This window comes from Pseudomonas sp. 910_21 (assembly GCF_052850735.1).
In genome coordinates, this window is record NZ_VXCY01000005.1 from 365101 (window position 1) to 386789 (window position 21689).

Sequence of the window (21689 nt, forward strand, 5' to 3'; positions counted from 1 at the left end):
GCAGTCGCCTCAGAGGTGGTAGATATCAACGACCTGGCGAACGTAGTCGTTCTTCAGGATGACTTTCTTGGCCAGAATCCGCGGGTTTTCGCCCCGCAGGTCGAGGGTGTAGAAGCTGCAGCCGAAGTAGCTGTCCACGGTCTTGTAGCGAAAGCTCAGGGTGTGCCAGTTGAAGCGCAGCTTGCAGAAGCCGTCGCCGTGCTCCAGCAGCTCGATGTTGCTCAGGTTGTGGGAGGTGCGGGTGTCGGGAATGCTGGCGCTGGAGCGCTCGGTCTTGATGCGGAACACCCGGTCTTCCAGGCCGCTGCGGTTGCCGTACCAGATCAGCGAGATTTCCCGCTGCGGGTCTTCGGTCAACTGGTCGCTGTCGTCCCAGGAGGGCATCCAGAAGGTCGCGTCCGGGGCATAGAGTTCCAGCCAGCTGTCCCACTCCTTGTCGTCCAGGTAGCGGGCTTCGCGGTACAGAAAATCCCGCACGGCATCGTAGGAAATGTTCATTGCACGGCCTCCACTGCGATCTGGCGTGAGGCTTCACGCTCCAGGGCCGCGAGCAGGGTTTGCTGCCAATACTTGTGCTGCATCACGAACAGGCCTTCGTCCTCGGTGCGCACGCCGCTGAGGAGCGGCTGCAGGTCGATTTCTTTCGCTGCGGCGTCCGCCCCCTGGACCCAGTGTTCGGCGCCGCGGGACATGTCGTTCCAGGCCGTGGTGCTGCCCTGATAGCCGAGCTGGCAGGAACGGAACTCCTCCAGGTCGTCCGGGGTGGCCATGCCGCTGACGTTGAAGAAGTCTTCGTACTGGCGGATGCGCCGGGCCCGGGCTTCGTCGCTCTCGCCCTTGGGCGCAATGCAGTAGATGGTGATTTCGGTGCGGTCCACGGAGATCGGCCGGGCAATGCGGATCTGCGAGCTGAACTGGTCCATCAGGTAGACGTTGGGGTACAGGCACAGGTTGCGTGAGTTTTCGATCATCCAGTCGGCGCGGGCCTGGCCGAAGTCCTGGGACAGCTCATCGCGACGCTCGTACAGCGGGCGGTCCTCGGGGTTGGACCAGCGGGTCCAGAGCAGCATGTGGCCCTTGTCGAAGGAGTAGAAACCACCGCCCTGCTTGGCCCAGGTGCCGGCGCTCATGGTGCGGATGTCTGCCCCGGCCTCGCGCTGCTTGCGCTGGTTCTGGGTGGCGGCGTAGTTCCAGTGCACCGAGCTGACGTGGTAGCCGTCGGCGCCGTTCTCGGCGGTGAGCTTCCAGTTGCCTTCGTAGATGTAGCTCGACGAGCCGCGCAGCACTTCCAGGCCGTCGGCGGACTGGTCGACGATCATGTCGATGATCTTCGCCGACTCCCCCAGGTGCTCGGTCAGAGGCAGCACGTCGGGGTTGAGGCTACCGAACAGAAAGCCGCGGTAGGACTCGAAGCGCGCGACGCGGGTCAGGTCGTGGGAGCCTTCGCAGTTGAAGCTGGCCGGGTAGCCGGCGGCGGCCGGGTCCTTGACCTTGAGCAGCTTGCCGGCGTTGTTGAAGGTCCAGCCGTGGAACGGGCAGGTGAAGGACGCCTTGTTGCCGGTCTTGTGCCGGCAGAGCATGGCGCCGCGATGGCTGCAGGCGTTGATGAAGGCGTTGAGTTCGCCGTTCTTGTGGCGGGCAATGAAGATCGATTGCCGGCCCATGGTGGTGCTGTAGTAGTCGTTGGGGTTGGGGATCTGGCTTTCGTGGGCCAGGTACAGCCAGTTGCCTTCGAAGATGTGCTGCATCTCCAGGTCGAACAGCCGGGGGTCGGTGAACATCTCCCGCTTGCAGCGGTAGACGCCCTGGTCGGGGTCTTCTTCAAGCAGGGAATGCAGGTATTCGGGTCGCAGGGACATGGCCGCCGCCTCCATTGTTTTTATTCAGGCAGGGCCATGCTAGGACGGGGGTTGGCGGGGCAATAGCCGATGCGTGCAGACCTGTATCCGTATTCTGCAAAAGCGCCGACGGCGAGTTGTGTGGGAGCCGGCTTGCCGGCGAAGAGTCCCTTGGACGGGGCGCTGGGCCTGCCGGCCCTTTCGCTGGCAAGCCAACTCCTACAAGAGGCCGATGCCTGAGGATCAGTGCCGACGCTTGAGGGTGTCGGAGGGCAGTTCGCCGTATTGCTGGCGGTAGCTTTGGGCGAAACGGCCCAGGTGCAAGAAGCCATAATCCAGGGCCAGTTCGGTGACGTTGCGCACCGGGCTTTGCGGGTCGCTGAGGCAGGCGTGCACCCGTTGCAGTTTCTTCTGGCGGATGTAGTGCTTCGGCGTGGTGCGGGCGTTGCGTTCAAACAGGCCGTACAGCGAACGCAGGCTCATGCGCGCCTGTTGCGCCAGTTCTTCGCAGCCGATGTCGTGCCTGAGGTTGCGGTCGATGTAGTCGGCAATCCGTTCGAAGGTCGCCGCCGAGGCGCCCAGGGTGCCGCGCTGGACGTTGGTCTGCATCAAGCCCAGCAGTTTACCCACCAGGATCTGTGCGTAGTGCTCCTGGACCTTGGGCATGGTCTCCAGGGCTTCGGCTTCCTGGCACAACAGGCTGAGCAAGGGCACGAAGCCTTCCAGTTCCTGCAATTGGTAGCGCTGGCGCAGAAAGCGCACGCCCTGCCCTGGGTACTGCCAGCGCTGTTCCTGGCAGGCATTTTCCAACAAGCGGGTGGGAATCTTGATGATGAATTTTTCGCAGTCGTCGGAATAGGTCAGGTCCACCGGATCGTCCGGGTTGATCAGCAGCAGCTCCCCCGGGGCGAAGGCGTGTTCCTGGCCCGCGCCGCGCCACCGGCAGTGGCCGCGCAGCAGCACTTGCAGGTGGTAGATGCTTTCCAGGGCCGGCGAGGTGACGCGCACGCTGCCGCCGTAGCTGAGGCTGCACAAGTCCAGGCTGGCCAGGGCTCGGTGGTTGAGGCTGGCCTGGGGTTGGCCCGCCCGGGGCAGACGGATGCAGTGGCTGCCCACGTGCTGATTGACGTAACCGGACACGGCATAGGGATCGGCTTGAACAAACACGCGGCTGCGCTCACTCAACAGATGCATTTGCATGATCGGGTCACTCTGATGGTTCTTAACAGGTCTGCGTTTCAGGCACGCAACGCAGTCTCGTCAGGCCAGGCATAACGGCAAAAGCCACGGGGCACCTGGGTCGGTGCTCCGTGGCCGGGTCAAGCCTGGTCGGCGCTTCAGTCCTCCAGGGCGCGAACCCGTTCGTGGCGCTGCTGTTCTTGCGGCTGGGCCGACGACTGCAAAGTGAAGTCGAACTCGATCTCGGCAAAGCGCCCGCTGACGCCCAGGGCCTTGGCCCGGGCCTGGTCTTCGCTGAAGGTGATCTGGGCGATCAGCTCGTCGCGGGTGGCGTAGGCGAAGTCGTCGTGCAGGTACTGATCACCATCCAGGTTGATCTGGGTGGTCAGGTGGCGATGGTCATCGGCCGAGATGAAGAAGTGGATGTGCGCCGGGCGCTGGCCGTGGCGTCCCAGTTGGTCCAGCAGCTGCTGGGTCGGGCCATCCGGTGGGCAGCCATAGCCGGACGGCACGATGCTGCGAAAGCGGTAGCGACCCTCGGCGTCGGTGACGATGCGCCGGCGCAGGTTGAACTCCGACTGGCTGCCGTCGAAGTAGGAATAGGTGCCGCCGGTGTTGGCGTGCCAGACATCGACGATGGCGCCGGCCAGGGGTTCGCCGGCGGTGTTGGTCACCCGGCCCTGCATGAACAGCACCACGCCCGGATCGACGCCGTCGTCCAGGCGCGCTTCACCCTGGCTCAGGGGCGCGCCGGCCACGTACAGCGGGCCTTCGATGGTGCGCGGGGTGCCGCCGGTCTTGCCGGCCTGTTCGTCGGCGGCGTCCATCAGCAGGTCCAGGTAGTGCTCCAGGCCCAGGCCCGCGGCCAGCAGCCCGGCTTCCTGGCGGGCACCGAGGACGTTGAGGTAGTTGACGGCCTTCCAGAACTCTTCCGGGGTCACGTCCAGGTCTTCGATGATGTTCACCGAGTCCCGCAGGATGCGGTAGATGATGGCCTTGGCCCGGGGGTTGCCGCCCTCGGTGAACTGACCGCTGGCTTCTTCAAGAAACTGTTGGGCACTGGCAGTGTGGGAAATTCTGACGTTCATGATTAATCCTCATCTTGTATTTATTAGAGTGGTGAACGGGCTGGCACGGGCTCAGCGGTCATCCTCATGAATGGAAGAAGGATGCCTGCACATCGCATCAACTTCGATGGCCATGTACGGGTACAGCGGCAATTGCATCAGGGTGTCGTGCAGTTCCTGCACGCTGTCGACGTCGAACACGCTGTAATTGGCGTACAGCCCGGCGATGCGCCACAGGTGGCGCCACTTGCCTTCGGCCTGCAGGCGCTGGGCCAGGGCCTTTTCATCGGCTTTAAGTTGCGCGGCGCGCTCGGGGTTCATGTCGACCGGCAGGTTCACGGTCATTTTCACGTGGAATAGCATGCAGCCCTCCTCAGGTGTGATGCAGCACGGGGGTGGTTTTGTCGCGACGGAAGAACGCCAGGCGCTCTTCGTCCAGGCTCAGGCCGAGGCCCGGCGCCCGTGAGACATGCAGGTGGAAATCCCGGTACACCGGCGCCTCGGCGAGGATGTCCTCGGTCAGCAGCAGCGGGCCGAACAGCTCGGTGTCCCAGCTCAGTTTGTTCAAGGTCAGGAAGGCGTGGGCCGAGGCCAGGGTGCCGATGCCGCCTTCGAGCATGGTACCGCCATACAGGCCGATGCCTGCCGCCTCGGCAATCGCCGCGGTGCGCAAGGTGGCGCGGGGGCCGCCGTTCTTGGCGATCTTCAGGGCGAACACCGACGCCGCCCCCTCCCGGGCCAGGTTGAAGGCGTCTTCCACGCATTCGATGGATTCGTCGGCCATGATCGGCGCCGGGCTGATGGCGTTCAGGCGCACCATGCCGGCGCGGTTGTTGCGGGAGATGGGCTGCTCGATCAGGTCGATGCCGTTGCTGCCGAGAATGCGGCAGGCGCGCAGGGCTACGGCTTCGTCCCAGGCCTGGTTGACGTCGACCCGCACGCTGGCACGCTCCCCCAGGGCCTTCTTGATGGCGATCACGTGGGCCAGGTCGCGGTCCACTTCACCGGCGCCAATCTTCAGCTTGAAGATGCGGTGGCGGCGCAGGTCGAGCATCTTCTCGGCTTCGGCAATGTCCTTGGCGGTGTCGCCGCTGGCCAGGGTCCAGGCCACGGGCAGGGCATCGCGCACCCGGCCGCCCAGCAGTTCGCTGACCGGCAGCCCGAGGCGCTTGCCCTGGGCGTCGAGCAAGGCGCTTTCGATCCCGGACTTGGCGAAGGTGTTGCCGCGGATGCTCTGCTCCAGGCGCAGCATGGCGGCATTGATGTTGCTGGCGTCCTGGCCGATCAGCAGCGGGCTGAAGAAGCGGTCGATGTTGGTCTTGATGCTGTCCGGGCTTTCATTGCCATAGGCCAGGCCACCGATGGTGGTGGATTCCCCCAGGCCTTCGATGCCGTCGGCGCAGCGCAGGCGGATCAGTACCAGGGTCTGGTTCTGCATGGTGTGCATGGCCAGTTTGTGGGGGCGAATGGTCGGCAGATCGACGATGATCGTTTCGATCGATTCAATGGCAGAAGCGTGCATGTCCATACCCGTCAGGTTCTTGAAGTTCTGCGCTCGATTCTGTCCCGGCTTTTTCCGGGGTTCCAATATAGAATTGGTCTGGCTTGATACCTATAAGGTATGCACATCATCACAGGGGAGCTGTCATGGAGCTGCGTCATCTGCGCTACTTCCAGGTGCTGGGGGAAACCCTCAATTTCACCCGCGCCGCCGAGCGCCTGCACATCGCCCAGCCGCCCTTGAGCCGGCAGATCCAGCAGTTGGAGGACGAGCTGGGAGTGCTGTTGCTGGAACGTGGCCGACCGCTGCGCCTGACCGCCGCCGGGCGGTTTTTCTACGAGCACTCCAATCGGGTACTGGAGCAGTTGGGCAAGGTCTGCGACAACACCCGGCGCATTGGCCTGGGGCACAAGACCTGGTTGGGCATCGGCTTTGCCCCTTCGACCCTGTACGGCGTGCTGCCGCAACTGATCCGCCGCCTGCGCAGCAACGAGACCCTGGAGCTGGAGCTGGGCCTGTCGGAAATGACCACCCTGCAACAGGTGGAAGCCTTGAAGGCCGGGCGCATCGACATCGGCTTCGGGCGTATCCACATCGACGACCCGGCCATCGTGCAGAAGGTCCTGACCGAGGACCGCCTGGTGGTCGCCCTGCCCGCCGGCCACCCCTTGCTGGGACAAGAGGTGAGCCTTGAGCAACTGGCCAGCGAGCCCTTCGTGCTCTATCCGGCCAACCCGCGCCCGAGTTACGCCGATCACGTGATCGCACTGTTCAGCGCCCGCGGCCTGAACCTGAAGATCGCCCAATGGACCAATGAACTGCAGACCGCCATCGGCCTGGTGGGCGCCGGGATCGGCATCACCCTGGTGCCGGCCTCGGTGCAGGTGCTGCATCGCGACGACATCGGTTTTTGTCCGCTACAGGAACCCGAGGCCACCTCGCCGATCATCCTCAGCCGCCGGGTCGGCGAGCCCTCACCGGGGCTCACCCACTGCCTGCACCTGATCGCCCAGCTACGGGCCGAGATCGGTCGCGAACAGCCCGTGGTCAGCTGACTCGGCGCGGGTGTGGTAGGCCCCGGCCAAAACCACTGCTACACCCCGCCCTGCGGGGATTACACTGCGCCCGATGTGATGGAAAAAACTTTGGAATCGACCATGGAAGTCTCAAGAACCCAACTGATCCTGCGCCGTGCCGCCGCCTTCATGCTCGACCAGGTGCTGGCGCTGGCGGTGTATTTGCTCCTGTCGCTGAGCCTGCACGGGGTGCTGGCGTTGCAGCCAGTCAGACGCTTGCTCGACCTCGAGCAACAGACGGGGCTGGAGCCCTACCTCCATTCAATGCTGTTCATGCTGATCTGGCCCTTGTACTTCGTGGCCTGGGAGTATTTTTTCAAGGGCCGCACGCCCGGCAAGTGCGCCCTGGGCCTGGTGGTGATCAACGCCGCCGGGACGCCGCCGACGCTGATCCAGGTACTGATCAGAAGCGCCACCCGCTATCTGGAGGCCGCTTTCGCCTTTGTCCCGCTGATGGCCTGCGCGGAATCAAGCCGCTGCCAGCGAATAGGCGATATGCTCGCCCGCACCTACGTGATCCCGCACAAGGATCTGCAGCAGATACGCAGTGAAATGCCAGAACATCCCCTGTCCCAGGCTTGATGCCTGAAGACTGCCCGTTCCCCTCAAGGAGCCCCGATGCCCGCCAATGCCCTGCACCACGAAATAGCCCTGGAAAGATTTCTCGCCGCCCGCCCCGAACTGCGCGAAGCCCTGGACAAGCTCAATCCGCTGGAGGCCCAGGTCAAGGGCGAGACGCCCGAGCAGTACCGCAACGAACGCCTGCATGAAGCCTTTGAAGCCGAAGCCGAGCGCCTGGGGCTGTTCGCCTGGGAACTGAGCCTGCAACTGACCGCCGCCAGCCCCGAAGAATTCCACGCCCAGCGCCTTGAAGTGCACAGGGAAGTGGCGCAAATGGCCGGCTTGCCCTGGGATGAATATTGCGCCCTGCATCCTCTCGATCCATAGCCTTGATCCGCACGCGTCCCCCGCAGTCCCTGTTCAGGAGAACCGACGATGTTGCCTTCGACTTCCACGCAATCGGCCAGCGCCGCCCTGCAGCACACGCAGAAATGGCGCGGGCGGGTCGGCCTCGGGCTGGTGGCCTGCCTTTCGGTGCTGGCTGGCATGACCGACGCCATCGGCTTCATGGCCACCGGGGATTTCGTGTCCTTCATGAGTGGCAACACCACCCGCATGGCAGTGGCCATCAGCGATGGTGAGCTGGGTCTGGTGCTGCGCCTGCTGCTATTGGTGGCGACCTTTATCGTCGGTAACGCCCTGGGCGTGGTGGTCAGCCGCCTGGCCGGGCACCGCGCCCTGCCCTTGCTGCTGAGCATTGGCGCATTGCTCTGCGCGTCCGCCGCCTGGCCTTTCGAGCAGCAACTGCCGGCCCTGCTGGCGGCCATTATTGCCATGGGCATGCTCAATGCGGCAGTGGAGGAAGTGAACGGCCTGCCCATCGGCCTGACCTACGTCACCGGTGCTCTGTCGCGCTTTGGCCGTGGGCTGGGGCGCTGGATGCTCGGTGATCGGCGCAACGGCTGGCGGGTGCAACTGGTGCCCTGGGGCGGGATGTTCGCCGGGGCGGTACTGGGGGCGATTCTGGAACAGCACCTGGGGCTCAAGGCGCTGTATGTCAGCGGGTTGTTTGCAGCCCTGCTGGGCATCGCGTCATTGAAGATCCCGCGACGCTGGCAACTGGGCTACAAGAACCGCTGACATCAGGCCCGGCGATCAGCTGAACAGACCGCCGCTGTCGGTATCGATGACGATGGATGACAAGCTGATATGCCGCGGTCGGGTCAGGGCAAAGACCACCGCTTCCACGACATCCCGGTTGGTGCCCTGCTCACCCTTCTGCCGCGCCGGGATCTGTTGCCAGGCGTCGTCCAGCGGCGAGATATCTTCCAGGTACGGTGGATGCACGCACAACGAACGCACCGGCGTGCCTTTGAGCATTTGCCGCAGGCCGTCGGCCAGGGCCAGTTGCCCGTGCTTGGCCGCGTAGAACGGCAGCGACACGCTGTGCAGTGGTGCATTGGGCAAGCCGCTGATGGAACCGATGGTGACGATGTCCGGACGCTTGGAGGCCTTGAGCGCCGGCAGCAGGCCCTGGGTCAGGAGGAAGGTACCCGTCAGGGCCGCATCGATCACGCCCGTGACCTCGGCAGCGCTGTGGGGCTGCTCGCTGGCCTCCAGCCACATGGCGCCGTTGTTGATCAGGATATCCACCTGGGGATGGCGCACATGGATCTCCGCCAGGGCAGCCTTGACGCTGTCGCTGTTGGCCAGGTCCACCACTACGTGATCGGCGGGGCTGCCGGTGCGCGCTTCGATGGCCGCACTGACTTGCGCCAGGGCCTCGGGGTTGCGCCCACAGAGAATCAACTTGCAGCCCTGGTCCGCCAGACTGATGGCCAGCGCCGCTCCCAGACCACGACCGGCACCGGTGATCACCACCACCGCCGAATTCAAATCCATCATCCCTTGCTCCTTGTCCCAGGTTGAATGAAGGCGCGAGTCTATCCCCCGCCCCGGGGTTTGGGGCCTGGCAAAGCTTTACCCGATATGTCCTGAGCTCCCGGAGCCAGAGCCTTCGGGGCGAAAGGGGTTTAGCCGATCCACGGAGAAAGCTTTATCATGGCCGCAGTTTTATCCATCGAGTCCGTCATGAAGTTCGCCATCGCCCTGTTCTCCGCCGCTCACGCGCCTTCCTCGCGCCGCGCCCTGCTGTTCGCCCAGGCGGCGCTGGCGGGCGGGCATGAGATTGTCCGGCTGTTTTTTTACCAGGACGGCGTCTACAACGCTGCCAACAGCATCGTCACGCCCCAGGATGAGCAGAACCTGCCCCAGGAATGGCGCGACTTTGTCGGCCAGCATCAGTTGGATGCTGTGGTGTGCATCGCCGCGGCCCTGCGTCGGGGTGTGTTGAATGCCGACGAAGCCCAGCGCTATCAGCGCACGGCGGTGAGCGTCGAAGCCCCCTGGGAGCTGTCGGGGCTCGGGCAATTGCATGACGCGGTACAGGCCGCCGACCGCCTGATCTGTTTTGGAGGGGCGTGAGATGGCCAAATCCCTGTTGCTGATCAGCCGTCAGGCGCCCTGGTCCGGCCCCGGTGCCCGGGAGGCCCTGGATATCGTCCTGGCCGGCGGCGCCTTCGACCTGCCCATCGGCCTGCTGTTTCTCGACGATGGCGTGCTGCAACTGGCGCCCGGGCAACAGGCTTCATTGCTGCGGCAGAAGGACTTGAGCGCCAACCTGCAGGCGTTGTCGCTGTTCGGCGTCGACGAGCTGTTTGCCTGCAGTGCCAGCATCGCTGCTCGCGGCCTCGACCCGGCGGCTTTGAGCCTTGACGCTGTACAGCTGCTGGACGCCCCGGAGCTGGCCGGGATCATCGACCGTTTTGACCAGGTGATTACCCTCTGATGTCGACCTTGCATGTGTTGTCCCACTCGCCCTTCACCGACACCCGCCTGAGCAGTTGCCTGCGTCTGCTGGGCAGCGCCGATGGCCTGCTGCTGTGCGGCGACGCCGCCTATGCCTTGCAGCCGGGTACGACGCTTTACGGCGAACTGGGCGCCCGTAGCGGCCTGAATCTGTATGTGCTGGAAGAGGACTTGCAAGCCCGGGGCCTGACCCTGCCGGCCTGGGCCCGCGCAGTGGATTACCCGGGCTTCGTCGAGCTGTCGATCGAGCATGACAAGGTCAACACCTGGCTATGAGTACCTTGACTGTGGGCGCTCGCGCCATCGAACTGGACAAGGACGGTTACCTGGTCAACCTCGACGACTGGTCCGCCGACGTGGCGCAGGCCCTGGCCGCCAATGAAGAACTTGAACTGAGCCCGGAGCATTGGGAAATCCTCGAACTGCTGCAGGGCTTCTATAGAGAGTTCCAGCTGTCCCCGGCCACCCGCCCGCTGATCAAGTACACCGCCCTCAAGCTGGGCCCGGACAAGGGCAACAGCCTGCACCTGAACCGACTGTTCAAAGGCACTCCCGCCAAACTTGCCGCCAAGCTGGCGGGCCTGCCGAAGCCGACCAATTGCCTATGAACGATTTCGCCCCCCTGCTCACCCAGACCCCGCAAGAGCACCCGTTTGCCCAGTTCGTGCGCATCCTCGGCAAGGGCAAGCGCGGCGCCCGCAACCTGACCCGGGAAGAAGCCCGGGAAGCCATGGGCATGCTGTTGGACGGCAAGGTCGAGGACACCCAGCTCGGCGCCTTCCTCATGCTGCTGCGGCACAAGGAAGAAAGCCCGGAAGAACTGGCGGGCTTCACCGAAGCCTTGCGCGAGCGCCTGAATGCCCCGGCGATCCAGCTGGACCTCGACTGGCCGACCTACGCCGGCAAGAAGCGCCACCTGCCCTGGTACCTGCTGGCGGCCAAGTGCCTGGCACAGAACGGCGTGCGCATCCTGCTGCACGGCGGTGGCGCCCATACGGCCGGACGCCTGTACACCGAGCAGTTGTTGGACCCCCTGGGGATTCCCCTGTGCCGTGACTGGCCATCGGTCGCCAAGGCACTGGATCAGGGCAACCTGGCCTTCATGCCGCTAGGCGACTGGGCGCCACAGCTGCAACGGATGATCGACCTGCGCAACATCCTCGGCCTGCGCTCACCGATTCACTCCCTGGCGCGCATTCTCAACCCCCTGGGCGCCCGTTGCGGCCTGCAGAGCATCTTCCACCCTGGCTATCAGGCGGTGCACCGCGATGCCAGCGGCCTGCTGGGGGACAACGTCATCGTGATCAAGGGCGATGGCGGCGAGATCGAGATCAACCCGGACACCACCAGCCATCTGTACGGCAGTACGGGCGGCGTCAGTTGGGACGAGGAATGGCCGGCACTGTCGGCGCAACGCCATGTGAAACCGGCCAGCCTGGAACCCGAGCACCTCAAGGCGCTGTGGCGTGGCGAGGTGGAGGACAGCTACCCGCAGTTGGCCCTGTTGGCCACTATGGCTCTGGCCTTGCGTGGCCTGGGCATGCCTCGGGAGCAGGCCTTCGAGCGCGCCCAACACTACTGGGACGCCCGGGACAGATCGATTTAATCGATCCTGACTGCCCAAGTTTTGCGCTTTTTGTTCGAACCCAGCGCAATAGACTGCACTCCAACGCAAAATGGCTGAGGAGCATTTCATGGGTCTGCTGATCGAAGGGCGCTGGCATGACCAGTGGTACGAAAGCGGCAAGGACGGCACCTTCCAACGGGAACAGGCGCAACGTCGCCACTGGGTCACCGCCGACGGCAGTCCGGGGCCCAGCGGCGAAGGCGGCTTTACCGCCGAGGCCGGGCGCTACCACCTTTATGTATCGTTGGCCTGCCCCTGGGCCCACCGCACGCTGATCTTGCGCAAGCTCAAGGGCCTGGAACAGCTGATCGACGTCTCGGTGGTCAGCTGGCTGATGCGCGAGAACGGCTGGACCTTCGACAGCGCCTTCGGCTCCAGTGGCGATGCCCTGGACCCCTTCGACTTCATGCACCAGCGCTACACCGCCGAAAGCGCCGACTACACCGGTCGGGTCACCGTGCCGGTGCTCTGGGACAAACAGCAACAGCGCATCGTCAGCAATGAGTCGGCAGAAATCATCCGCATGTTCAACGGCGCTTTTGATCACTTGACCGGCAATGAGCTGGATTTTTATCCGCAGCCTTTGCGCGCACGCATCAACGAACTCAACGCACGCATCTATCCAGCGCTGAACAATGGTGTGTATCGCGCCGGGTTTGCCACGTCACAACAGGCCTATGAGGCGGCGTTCGATGATGTCTTTGCCGAGCTGGACGCTTTGGAAGCGTTGCTGGGTAAACAGCGCTACTTGGTTGGCGAGTATCTGACTGAAGCCGATGTACGGCTGTTCACCACGTTGATCCGTTTCGATGCGGTGTACTACAGCCACTTCAAGTGCAACCTGCGGCGGATTGCCGATTACCCGAACCTGTCGAACTGGCTACGAGAGCTGTATCAGTGGCCGGGGATTGCCGAGACCGTGGATTTTGCCCATATCAAGGGGCACTACTACGCCAGCCATAGCACCATCAATCCAACGGGGATTGTGCCGAAGGGGCCGTTGCAGGACTTCAGCCGCGGCCATGATCGGCAGCGGTTGAGTGGGCAAGGGGTTTGGTGCAGGGGTTGAGGACGCTTTCGCTGGCAAGCCAGCTCCTACATCGATCCTGTAGGAGCCGGCTTGCCGGCGAAACTTTTCAGACCTCGGACTGAGCGCCTTCGAACCAGGCCAGCTTCTCGCGTAGCTGGACCACTTCGCCAACGATCACCAGGGTCGGGGCATGCACTTCGTGTTCCGCTACCAGGGACGGCAGGTTGGCCAGGGTGCCGGTGAAGACTCGCTGGTTGCTGGTGGTGCCCTGCTGGATCAAGGCGGCCGGGGTATCAGCGCCGCGCCCGTGCTTGATCAACTGCTCGCAGATCGTCGGCAAGCCCACCAGGCCCATGTAGAACACCAGGGTCTGCGCTGGCGCCACCAAGTCGCTCCAGGGCAGGTTGCTGGTGCCGTCCTTGAGGTGGCCGGTGACAAAGCGCACCGACTGCGCGTAGTCGCGGTGAGTCAGGGGAATCCCGGCATAGGCCGAGCAACCACTGGCTGCGGTAATCCCCGGCACCACCTGGAATGGAATACCGTGGGCTGCCAGCTCTTCGATCTCTTCGCCGCCCCGGCCGAAGATGAACGGATCGCCGCCCTTGAGACGCACTACACGTTTGCCTTGCTGGGCCAGGGTCACCAATTGCTGGTTGATCTGTTCCTGGGGCACGGCGTGATCGGCGCGACGCTTGCCGACATAGATGCGTTCGGCGTCACGGCGGCACAGCTCGAGAATTGCCGGCGCCACCAGGCGGTCGTAGAGCACTACGTCGGCCTGTTGCATCAAGCGCAAGGCGCGAAAGGTCAGCAGGTCCGGATCACCCGGGCCGGCCCCCACCAGATACACCTCGCCCGGCGCATGGGGCGCCTTGCCGGCAATCTTGGCCTGCAACAGACGTTCGGCTTCCGCTCCCTGCCCCGCCAGTTGGCGATCGGCGATGGGGCCCTGGAATACATCCTCCCAGAACGCCCGGCGCTGCTGCACATCCGGAAACAGGCCTTTGACCTGGGCGCGGAAACGCGCCGCCAACCCGGCCAGTTGGCCGTAGGTGGAAGGAATCCAGGTTTCCAGCTTGGCCCGGATCAGCCGCGCCAGCACCGGCGCATCGCCGCCACTGGAAACTGCGATGACCAGTGGCGAACGGTCGACGATAGCCGGGAAGATCACGCTGCACAGGGCCGGCGCGTCCACCACATTGACCGGGACGCAACGCCGATGGGCATCGGCGGAGACTTGGGCATTGAGGGATTCATCGTCGGTGGCGGCAATGATCAGGGTGCAGCCGTCGAGGTCGGCCTCGACATACCCGCGCAACAGGGACTCACCGCCGCTGGCGACGATCAGCTCCTGCAATTGCGCTTCTATTTCAGGTGCAACCACTCGCAGCTGCGCACCGGCATCGGCCAGCAGACGGGACTTGCGCAAGGCAATCTCCCCTCCGCCGACCACCAACACACGACTGCCGCGAAGGTTGTGAAACAGCGGCAGATATTCCATTTAGCCGATGACCTCAAGGCCACCCATGTACGGCTTCAGCACGTCCGGCACACGGATCGAACCGTCGGCCTGCTGGTAGTTTTCCAGCACCGCCACCAGGGTACGGCCCACGGCCAGGCCGGAACCGTTGAGGGTGTGCACCAACTCCGGCTTGCCGGTTTCCGGGTTGCGGAAGCGCGCCTGCATGCGACGGGCCTGGAAGTCGCCGCAGTTGGAGCACGAGGAGATCTCGCGGTATTTGTCCTGGCTCGGCACCCAGACTTCGAGGTCGTAGGTCTTGACCGCGCTGAAGCCCATGTCGCCGGTGCACAGGGCCAGTACGCGGTACGGCAGTTGCAGCAGTTGCAGGACTTTCTCGGCATTGGCGGTCAGGCCTTCCAGGGCCTCCATGGAAGTCGACGGCTCGACCACCTGGACCATCTCGACCTTGTCGAACTGGTGCTGGCGGATCATGCCGCGGGTGTCGCGACCCGAGGCACCGGCTTCACTGCGAAAGCACGGCGTGTGGGCGACGAACTTCAGCGGCAGTTGCTTCGGATCGAGGATCTCACCCGCGACGATGTTGGTCAGGGACACTTCGGCGGTCGGGATCAGGTACAGATCGGCTTCGCCTTCGCGAGTGATCTTGAACAGGTCTTCCTCGAACTTCGGCAGCTGGCTGGTGCCGACCAAGGCCGGAGCCTGCACCAGATACGGGGTGTAGGCCTCTTCGTAGCCGTGCTCGCCGGTGTGCAGGTTGATCATGAACTGCGCCAGGGCGCGGTGCAGACGGGCGATAGGACCGCGCAGCAGGGCGAAACGCGCACCGGACAGCTTGGCCGCGGTTTCAAAGTCCAGCCAGCCGTGGGTTTCGCCCAGGGCCACGTGGTCCTTGATCGGGAAGTCGAAAGTAGTCGGGGTGCCCCAACGGCGCACTTCGACGTTGCCGTCTTCGTCTTCGCCCACCGGCACCGATTCGTGAGGCAGGTTGGGAATGCCGAACAGGATCGAATCCAGTTCGTTCTGGATGTTTTCCAGTTCCACCTTGCCGGAGCTCAGCTCGTTCCCCATGCGCTCAACGTCGGCCATCAGCGGGGCGATGTCTTCGCCACGTTGCTTGGCCTGGCCGATGGACTTGGAGCGCGCGTTACGTTCAGCCTGCAGTTGCTCGGTGCGGGTCTGCACGGTCTTGCGCTGTTCTTCCAGCGCTTCGATGCGTGCCACATCCAGGGCAAAGCCGCGGGATGCCAGACGATCCGCTACGTCCTGGAGGTTGCTACGTAACAGTTTGGAATCGAGCATGTCGTTCTCTCGTTTATCAAAGTTTGGTCAAGGACAGGCCGGCCCAGGTAGCAAGCAGCCCGCCGAATACACTCAGTGCCGCATAACCCAGGGCCAGCGCCACTTGTCCGCTTTCCAGCAGACGCACGGTATCCAGTGAAAAGGATGAAAAAGTCGTCAGGCCACCGAGGAAGCCCACTATCAATCCGGCACGCACTTCGATCGGCACTTCCGGACGGATCAGGAACAGTCCGTACAACACGCCGATCAGCAGGCAGCCCACGATATTAACGGCCAGCGTCGCGGTATAGAAGTGCCGCGGCCAATTGGCGTTGATCCAGTTGCCCGTGGTGAAACGCAACAGGGTGCCGGCCACGCCGCCGGCGGAGACTGCGAGGATCAGGGGGATCAAGGTTTTCTCCGCTGCAGGGGGCTGGCCCGGTCCAGGGCAGCCAGATGCTTGAGCTTCTCGCCGATCTTCAGCTCCAGGCCACGGGGCACCGGCTGGTAGAGCGGCAAAGGCTCGAGCTCTTCGGGGAAATAGTCTTCGCCGGCAGCGTAGGCATCCGGCTCGTCATGGGCGTAGCGGTATTCGTCGCCGTACCCCAACTGCTTCATCAGCTTGGTCGGAGCGTTGCGCAGATGGATCGGCACTTCCAGGGAACCGTGCTCGGCAGCGGCGCGCATGGCGGCCTTGAAGCCCATGTACACGGCGTTGCTCTTCGGCGCACAGGCCAGGTAGGTGATGGCCTGGGCCACCGCCAGCTCGCCTTCGGGACTGCCCAGGCGCTCCTGCACATCCCAGGCCGCCAGGCACAGGCTCAAGGCCCGCGGGTCGGCGTTGCCGATGTCCTCGCTGGCCATGCGCACTACGCGTCGGGCCAGGTACAGCGGGTCGCAACCACCGTCGAGCATGCGTGCAAACCAGTACAGGGCGCCGTCAGGGTTGGAGCCGCGCACGGACTTGTGCAACGCGGAAATCTGGTCGTAGAAGGCTTCGCCGCCCTTGTCGAAACGCCGGCGAGTATCCCCTAACAGGCTTTGCAGAAGATCGACGCTGATCTCGCCACCGTCTTCCGCCAGGTCCGAGGCGTTTTCCAGCAGGTTGAGCATGCGCCGGCCATCGCCATCGGCCGCCGACAGCAGCATCTGGAAGCCTTCCTCGCTGAGGCTCAGCTGACGCTTGCCCAGCCCCCGCTCTTCCGTCAGGGCACGCTGTACCAGAGTGCCCAGGGCCGCTTCATCCAGGCTCTTGAGCACATAGACCCGGGCCCGGGAGAGCAAGGCGTTGTTGAGTTCAAAGGACGGGTTTTCCGTGGTGGCACCGATAAAGATCAGCGTGCCGTCTTCCACGTAGGGCAGGAAGGCATCCTGCTGCGATTTGTTGAAGCGGTGCACTTCGTCGACGAACAGAATGGTCCGCCGCCCGTATTGTCCGGCCTGCTGCTTGGCGATTTCCACCGCCTGGCGGATCTCCTTGACCCCGGCCAGCACCGCCGAGACGGTTTCGAAGTGGGCGTCCGAGACTTCCGCCAGCAGCCGCGCCAGGGTGGTCTTGCCGACCCCAGGCGGGCCCCAGAAGATCATCGAATGCAGGGCGCCCTGCTCCAGTGCCTCGCGCAGCGGCTTGCCCCGAGCCAGCAGGTGCTGCTGACCGACGTACTCGTCCAGGTTGGTCGCACGCAAGCGTGCAGCCAGTGGCTGGGCGATCGGGGCACTACGAAACAGGTCCATGGACTACCTTCGAAACCTTGCGGCTGCGGCTGCTTACTCTTGGATCACATCGGCACCCTTGGGGATGTCGAACTTGAACTTGGACGCCGGGATCGATTCGTTGGCCTTGACCCCGGTGAACAGGATATTGGTGCGCTGACCAACGCTGTCAATCAATTGCATGTCGTTGATCATGCCGTTGCGGAACGACAGGCGCAGGCTGTCGAACAGGGTGTCGCGGGTTTTCGGCTTGAGGGTGAAGTCCATCACGCCGCCGGCTTCCTTGGAGGTGATGTCGAAGCTTTCGCTGATCTTCGACACGTCACCGGACAGCAACAGGGCCGGAGTCTGGGTCAGACGCTGGTCGAGCTTCTTGATGGTCACCTGCTCCAGGTCCGGGTCCCACAGGGAGACTTTCTGGCCATCGGACACCATCAGTTGTTCTTGCGGCGCGTCGGTGTGCCAGTAGAACAGGCCAGGACGCTGCAAGGACATCTCGCCGGCGGTTTCCTGCAACTGAGTGCCGCTGCCGTCGAGGGTCAGCTGGGAGAAACGCGCCGTCAGGGTCTGGGACTTTTCCAGCAACTGGGTCAGGCGTGCCACGTCTTTCGGGTCGGCGTGGGCCGACAGGGTGGTCACAGCCAATACCGGCAGCAGCAACATGCGAATCAGGCGCATGGAATTCCTCATAAATTGGATGGGTATGCGAGCGGCGTGACCTCACGCCGCTGAAAGCGAAACAGGGATCAGTCGCGCATCGGGCCCGGCGCCAGCACTTCGCGGGAGCCGTTGGTGTTCATCGCCGTCACCACGCCGGCCATTTCCATGGCCTCGATCATCCGGGCGGCGCGGTTGTAGCCAATCTTCAGCTTGCGCTGTACCGCCGAGATCGAGGCCCGGCGGCTTTCCAGGACGAACTGCACGGCTTCGTCGTAGAGCGCGTCGGCTTCCGGGTCATCGCCGTCGCCACCGCCGCTGCTACCTTCGAAACCACTGCCCGCCTCTTCGACACCGTTGAGGATGTCGTCGTTGTATTCCGGCGCGCCCCGCAGCTTCCAGGCCTCCACCACGCGGTGCACTTCATCGTCGGAGACGAAGGCACCGTGGACACGAATCGGCAGGCTGGTGCCCGGTGGCATGTAGAGCATGTCACCGTGGCCCAGCAGCTGTTCGGCGCCGCCCTGATCGATGATGGTCCGCGAGTCGATCTTGCTCGACACCTGGAACGCCATGCGAGTCGGAATGTTGGCCTTGATCAGGCCGGTGATCACGTCCACCGACGGCCGCTGGGTCGCGAGGATCAGGTGGATACCGGCAGCACGGGCCTTCTGGGCGATACGGGCGATCAGTTCTTCAACCTTCTTGCCGACGATCATCATCATGTCGGCAAATTCGTCCACTACCACCACGATGGTCGGCAGCTTGGTCAGCAGCGGCGCTTCGTCGTGGATGCTTTCGCGGTTGTACAGCGGGTCCGCCAGCGGCGTACCGGCTTCAATGGCTTCCTTGACCTTGGCGTTGAAGCCCGAGAGGTTGCGCACGCCCATCTTGGCCATGAGCTTGTAGCGCCGCTCCATCTCCGCCACGCTCCAGCGCAGAGCGTTGGCCGCGTCCTTCATGTCGGTGACCACTGGGCACAGCAGATGCGGAATGCCTTCGTAGATCGACAGTTCGAGCATCTTCGGGTCGATCATGATCAGCTTGGCGTCTTCCGGGCCGGACTTGAACAGGATCGACAGGATCATTGCGTTGACCCCCACCGACTTACCGGAACCGGTGGTACCGGCCACCAGCAGGTGAGGCATTTTCGCCAGGTCGGTGATGATCGGTTTGCCGCCGATATCGTGGCCCAGGGCCAGGGTGACCGGGGATTTGAAGTTGTCGTATTCCGGGGTCGAGAGCACTTCGGAGAAGCGCACGATCTGCCGGTCTTCATTGGGAATTTCGATGCCCACGGTGGTCTTGCCGGGAATCACTTCCACCACGCGCACACTGGTCACCGCCAGGGAACGCGCCAGGTCCTTGGCCAGGTTGGCGATACGGCTGACTTTCACCCCGGCCGCCGGCTGGATTTCGTAACGGGTAATCACCGGGCCGGGATGGATGGAATCCACCGCCACTTCGACGCCGAACTCCTTGAGCTTGATCTCCAGCAGGTGGCCGACAGCCGCCAGGGATTCGGGGGAGTAATTGAGCTGTTTCTTTTCCGCGGGATCGAGGATCGAGATCGGCGGCAAGGTGCCTTCCACCGCACTGTCGACGAACAGCGGTACTTGCTTCTCTTTCTGCACGCGCTTGCTCGGCTCAGGCGCCTTGGTGACCACTGGAGTGATCACCGGCGGCACCTGCTTCTCGCGCTCGGACATATGCTTGCTCAAGGCCTGCTCGCGCTCGATAAGACGCTCCTTGACCTTGGCCTGCTCGCGCTTGTCGGCGATGCTCGGGGACACCACCTCATCGACCCGGGCATCCACTTCGCGCAGTTGCGCCACCAGCTGTTTACGCTCGACGCGAGCGTCCCACCAACGATTGGCAGCGCCCTGGAACAGTTCGAACAGGTCGAGCGTGATCTTGCCAGTGACGTCCATCACCTTGAACCACGACAGGTCGGTGAACACCGTCAGGCCGAACAGGAACAGGGCAATGAACATCAGGGTGCTGCCCTGGACGTTCAGCGCATTCTTGGCCAGGTCGCCCAGGCTCTCGCCCAAAGCGCCACCGGCACCGGCCGGCAGGCCCGTGGCGGCATGGAAATGGATATGCGCCAGCGCCGCGCCGGACAACACCAGGAACACCAGACCGATCAGCCGCCAGGAAAACAGCCAGCCGCTCCACTGCCAGGGTTCATGCCGCTGACGGAAGATCTGGTAGGTCTTGATCGCCAACAGCAACGGGAAGATATAAGCGAAGTAACCCAACACCATAAACAGGATATCGGCGCTGTAAGAGCCAGCAGGACCGCCGAAGTTCTGCACATCTTCGATCTTGCTGTTATGGCTCCAACCCGGATCATCTTTACCGTAGGTCAGAAGTGCCATCATCAAGAACAGGCACAGGGCTCCAATGGCGATCAATGCACCTTCCTTGAGCCGGTAGTGCAATTGCTGACGCCAGAGCGGAACAACAGGTTTAGGTGCTGCGGTGGATTTCTTCAAAACGCGTCTTTTCCTGCGCCATAAGCGCGTCCAACGGGTGATTGACTACAAGATACTGCTCAATCCGAGCAGGTAAATAAAGTTGACCGGCGTAACTGGGGCTACTTTTAACACTCTGCCCCTTGCTTCTGAAACGGTGCAATTCTGAATAAGCCTGGTACATCGTCGTATTGTACGGGTTTGTTCACACCATGCCACGTCAGAACAGTCTGTTAAGCATAGCCAATTGCGTAATACGCACTGTTCAATTGGAGCATGCATTCTCTTTTGTGACAAAGGCTTATGAGGTGTTTTTATGAACCAAGCGAAGCATTCACGCCTGATCATTCTGGGCTCCGGCCCTGCCGGTTACAGCGCCGCCGTTTATGCCGCTCGCGCCAACCTCAAACCGACCGTGATCACCGGCCTGCAAGCTGGCGGCCAACTGACCACCACCACCGAAGTCGACAACTGGCCCGGTGACGTCGAAGGCCTGACCGGCCCGGCACTGATGGAGCGCATGCAAAAACACGCCGAGCGTTTCGACACCCAGATCGTCTATGACCACATCCACACCGCTCAGTTGCAGCAACGGCCGTTTATCCTTATCGGCGACAGCGGCACCTACAGTTGCGACGCGCTGATCATTGCCACCGGCGCATCGGCCCAATACCTGGGTCTGCCATCGGAGGAGGCATTTGCCGGCAAAGGCGTTTCAGCCTGCGCCACCTGCGACGGTTTCTTCTATCGCAATCAGGTGGTAGCCGTGGTGGGCGGCGGCAACACAGCCGTGGAGGAGGCACTGTACCTGTCGAACATCGCCAAGGAAGTGCACCTGGTGCACCGCCGCGACAAGCTCCGCGCAGAGAAAATCCTCCAGGACAAACTGTTCGACAAGGCCGCCAACGGCAATATCCGCCTGCACTGGAACCAGCATCTGGACGAAGTACTGGGGGATGCCAGCGGCGTGACCGGCGCCCGCCTCAAGGACAGCCACAGCGGAGAAACCAGGGATCTGGCACTGGCTGGGGTGTTTATCGCCATCGGCCACAAACCCAATACAGACCTGTTCCAGGGGCAACTGGAGATGCGCGACGGCTACCTGCTGATCAAGGGTGGCAGCGAAGGCAATGCCACCGCCACCGGCATTGCGGGAGTATTCGCTGCTGGCGATGTGGCCGATCATGTCTACCGCCAGGCCATTACGTCCGCCGGCGCCGGCTGCATGGCAGCCCTGGATGCGGAAAAATTCCTCGACGACAACTAAGCCCTCGCCCTACGCTTGTGGCGGGCCATCATTGGCCTGCCACCGCCCTCCCCTGCCGTAAGTCTGG

At 63.2% G+C, this 21689-nt stretch carries 24 protein-coding genes; 11 read left to right on the plus strand and 13 right to left on the minus strand.

The window, feature by feature from the left end; genetic code table 11:
* Positions 1–9: 9 nt before the first annotated feature.
* The 6 genes from benB to FW796_RS18315 form a co-directional block, all read right to left on the minus strand.
* On the minus strand, positions 10–498 hold the full coding sequence (benB, locus tag FW796_RS18290) for a benzoate 1,2-dioxygenase small subunit (protein WP_346635065.1): 489 nt from the start codon (positions 496–498) through the stop codon (positions 10–12).
* The gene (gene benA / locus FW796_RS18295) at positions 495–1859 is read right to left on the minus strand and encodes a benzoate 1,2-dioxygenase large subunit (protein WP_446439725.1); all 1365 of its coding nucleotides are present in this window, start codon (positions 1857–1859) and stop codon (positions 495–497) included. Before benA ends, benB begins: the two co-directional genes overlap by 4 nt.
* Before the next feature lie 222 nt (positions 1860–2081).
* Entirely contained in the window at positions 2082–3038 is a 957-nt protein-coding gene (locus tag FW796_RS18300; protein WP_430962741.1) for an AraC family transcriptional regulator, read from the minus strand.
* A gap of 137 nt (positions 3039–3175) precedes the next feature.
* The gene (catA, locus tag FW796_RS18305; RefSeq protein WP_346635067.1) at positions 3176–4105 is read right to left on the minus strand and encodes a catechol 1,2-dioxygenase; all 930 of its coding nucleotides are present in this window, start codon (positions 4103–4105) and stop codon (positions 3176–3178) included.
* A 51-nt stretch (positions 4106–4156) separates the two neighbouring features.
* Positions 4157–4447 carry a muconolactone Delta-isomerase gene (gene catC, locus FW796_RS18310; RefSeq protein ID WP_011062149.1) on the minus strand — a complete coding sequence of 97 codons (291 nt, stop codon included), beginning with the start codon at positions 4445–4447 and terminating at the stop codon, positions 4157–4159.
* Between the two features lie 10 nt (positions 4448–4457).
* Positions 4458–5606, minus strand: a complete 1149-nt coding sequence (locus FW796_RS18315; RefSeq protein ID WP_446439726.1) for a muconate cycloisomerase family protein — start codon at positions 5604–5606, stop codon at positions 4458–4460.
* A 125-nt stretch (positions 5607–5731) separates the two neighbouring features.
* Here FW796_RS18315 and FW796_RS18320 point away from each other — a divergent pair, with 125 nt between their 5' ends.
* The 4 genes from FW796_RS18320 to FW796_RS18335 all read left to right on the plus strand — a co-directional run bounded on the left by FW796_RS18320 (position 5732) and on the right by FW796_RS18335 (position 8362).
* Positions 5732–6640 (plus strand): LysR family transcriptional regulator, encoded by a 909-nt coding sequence (locus FW796_RS18320; RefSeq protein WP_346635069.1) that lies wholly within the window; start codon positions 5732–5734, stop codon positions 6638–6640.
* 102 nt (positions 6641–6742) lie between these two features.
* Positions 6743–7243, plus strand: a complete 501-nt coding sequence (locus tag FW796_RS18325; RefSeq protein ID WP_446439727.1) for an RDD family protein — start codon at positions 6743–6745, stop codon at positions 7241–7243.
* A gap of 36 nt (positions 7244–7279) precedes the next feature.
* On the plus strand, positions 7280–7609 hold the full coding sequence (locus FW796_RS18330; RefSeq protein ID WP_346635071.1) for a DUF6388 family protein: 330 nt from the start codon (positions 7280–7282) through the stop codon (positions 7607–7609).
* Between the two features lie 48 nt (positions 7610–7657).
* Positions 7658–8362: a YoaK family protein gene (locus FW796_RS18335; RefSeq protein WP_446439728.1), complete on the plus strand. Its 705-nt coding sequence runs from the start codon at positions 7658–7660 to the stop codon at positions 8360–8362.
* A 15-nt stretch (positions 8363–8377) separates the two neighbouring features.
* Here the strand turns inward: FW796_RS18335 and FW796_RS18340 are convergent, their stop codons facing one another.
* Positions 8378–9127, minus strand: a complete 750-nt coding sequence (locus FW796_RS18340; protein WP_446439729.1) for an SDR family oxidoreductase — start codon at positions 9125–9127, stop codon at positions 8378–8380.
* 186 nt (positions 9128–9313) lie between these two features.
* Here FW796_RS18340 and tusD point away from each other — a divergent pair, with 186 nt between their 5' ends.
* From tusD to FW796_RS18370, 6 genes are all read left to right on the plus strand, one after another.
* On the plus strand, positions 9314–9706 hold the full coding sequence (gene tusD / locus FW796_RS18345) for a sulfurtransferase complex subunit TusD (protein WP_446439832.1): 393 nt from the start codon (positions 9314–9316) through the stop codon (positions 9704–9706).
* 1 nt (position 9707) lies between these two features.
* A complete protein-coding gene (gene tusC / locus FW796_RS18350) occupies positions 9708–10070 on the plus strand; it encodes a sulfurtransferase complex subunit TusC (protein WP_123727943.1) in 363 nt (120 codons plus the stop codon).
* A complete protein-coding gene (gene tusB, locus FW796_RS18355; protein ID WP_346635074.1) occupies positions 10070–10366 on the plus strand; it encodes a sulfurtransferase complex subunit TusB in 297 nt (98 codons plus the stop codon). The genes tusC and tusB overlap by 1 nt, the downstream gene beginning before the upstream one ends.
* Complete coding sequence (locus FW796_RS18360) at positions 10363–10698, plus strand: TusE/DsrC/DsvC family sulfur relay protein (RefSeq protein ID WP_253164781.1); 336 nt, start codon at positions 10363–10365, stop codon at positions 10696–10698. Before tusB ends, FW796_RS18360 begins: the two co-directional genes overlap by 4 nt.
* Positions 10695–11696, plus strand: a complete 1002-nt coding sequence (locus tag FW796_RS18365; RefSeq protein WP_446439730.1) for a glycosyl transferase family protein — start codon at positions 10695–10697, stop codon at positions 11694–11696. The genes FW796_RS18360 and FW796_RS18365 overlap by 4 nt, the downstream gene beginning before the upstream one ends.
* Positions 11697–11784: 88 nt before the next feature.
* Positions 11785–12786 (plus strand): glutathione S-transferase family protein, encoded by a 1002-nt coding sequence (locus FW796_RS18370; protein ID WP_446439731.1) that lies wholly within the window; start codon positions 11785–11787, stop codon positions 12784–12786.
* A gap of 67 nt (positions 12787–12853) precedes the next feature.
* Here FW796_RS18370 and cysG read toward each other — a convergent pair whose 3' ends face one another.
* The 6 genes from cysG to FW796_RS18400 form a co-directional block, all read right to left on the minus strand.
* Positions 12854–14248 (minus strand): siroheme synthase CysG, encoded by a 1395-nt coding sequence (cysG, locus tag FW796_RS18375; protein WP_446439732.1) that lies wholly within the window; start codon positions 14246–14248, stop codon positions 12854–12856.
* Positions 14249–15529: a serine--tRNA ligase gene (gene serS, locus FW796_RS18380; protein ID WP_404937303.1), complete on the minus strand. Its 1281-nt coding sequence runs from the start codon at positions 15527–15529 to the stop codon at positions 14249–14251.
* A gap of 16 nt (positions 15530–15545) precedes the next feature.
* Positions 15546–15920 (minus strand): fluoride efflux transporter CrcB, encoded by a 375-nt coding sequence (gene crcB, locus FW796_RS18385; RefSeq protein ID WP_016966951.1) that lies wholly within the window; start codon positions 15918–15920, stop codon positions 15546–15548.
* Complete coding sequence (locus FW796_RS18390) at positions 15917–17242, minus strand: replication-associated recombination protein A (protein WP_346635079.1); 1326 nt, start codon at positions 17240–17242, stop codon at positions 15917–15919. Before FW796_RS18390 ends, crcB begins: the two co-directional genes overlap by 4 nt.
* Positions 17243–17275: 33 nt before the next feature.
* Positions 17276–17899: an outer membrane lipoprotein chaperone LolA gene (gene lolA, locus FW796_RS18395; protein WP_123727938.1), complete on the minus strand. Its 624-nt coding sequence runs from the start codon at positions 17897–17899 to the stop codon at positions 17276–17278.
* Between the two features lie 68 nt (positions 17900–17967).
* Complete coding sequence (locus tag FW796_RS18400) at positions 17968–20376, minus strand: DNA translocase FtsK (protein ID WP_346635080.1); 2409 nt, start codon at positions 20374–20376, stop codon at positions 17968–17970.
* 295 nt (positions 20377–20671) lie between these two features.
* On the opposite strand from FW796_RS18400, the gene trxB reads away from it, so the two are divergent.
* Positions 20672–21622 (plus strand): thioredoxin-disulfide reductase, encoded by a 951-nt coding sequence (gene trxB / locus FW796_RS18405; protein ID WP_446439733.1) that lies wholly within the window; start codon positions 20672–20674, stop codon positions 21620–21622.
* Positions 21623–21689 lie beyond the last annotated feature (67 nt).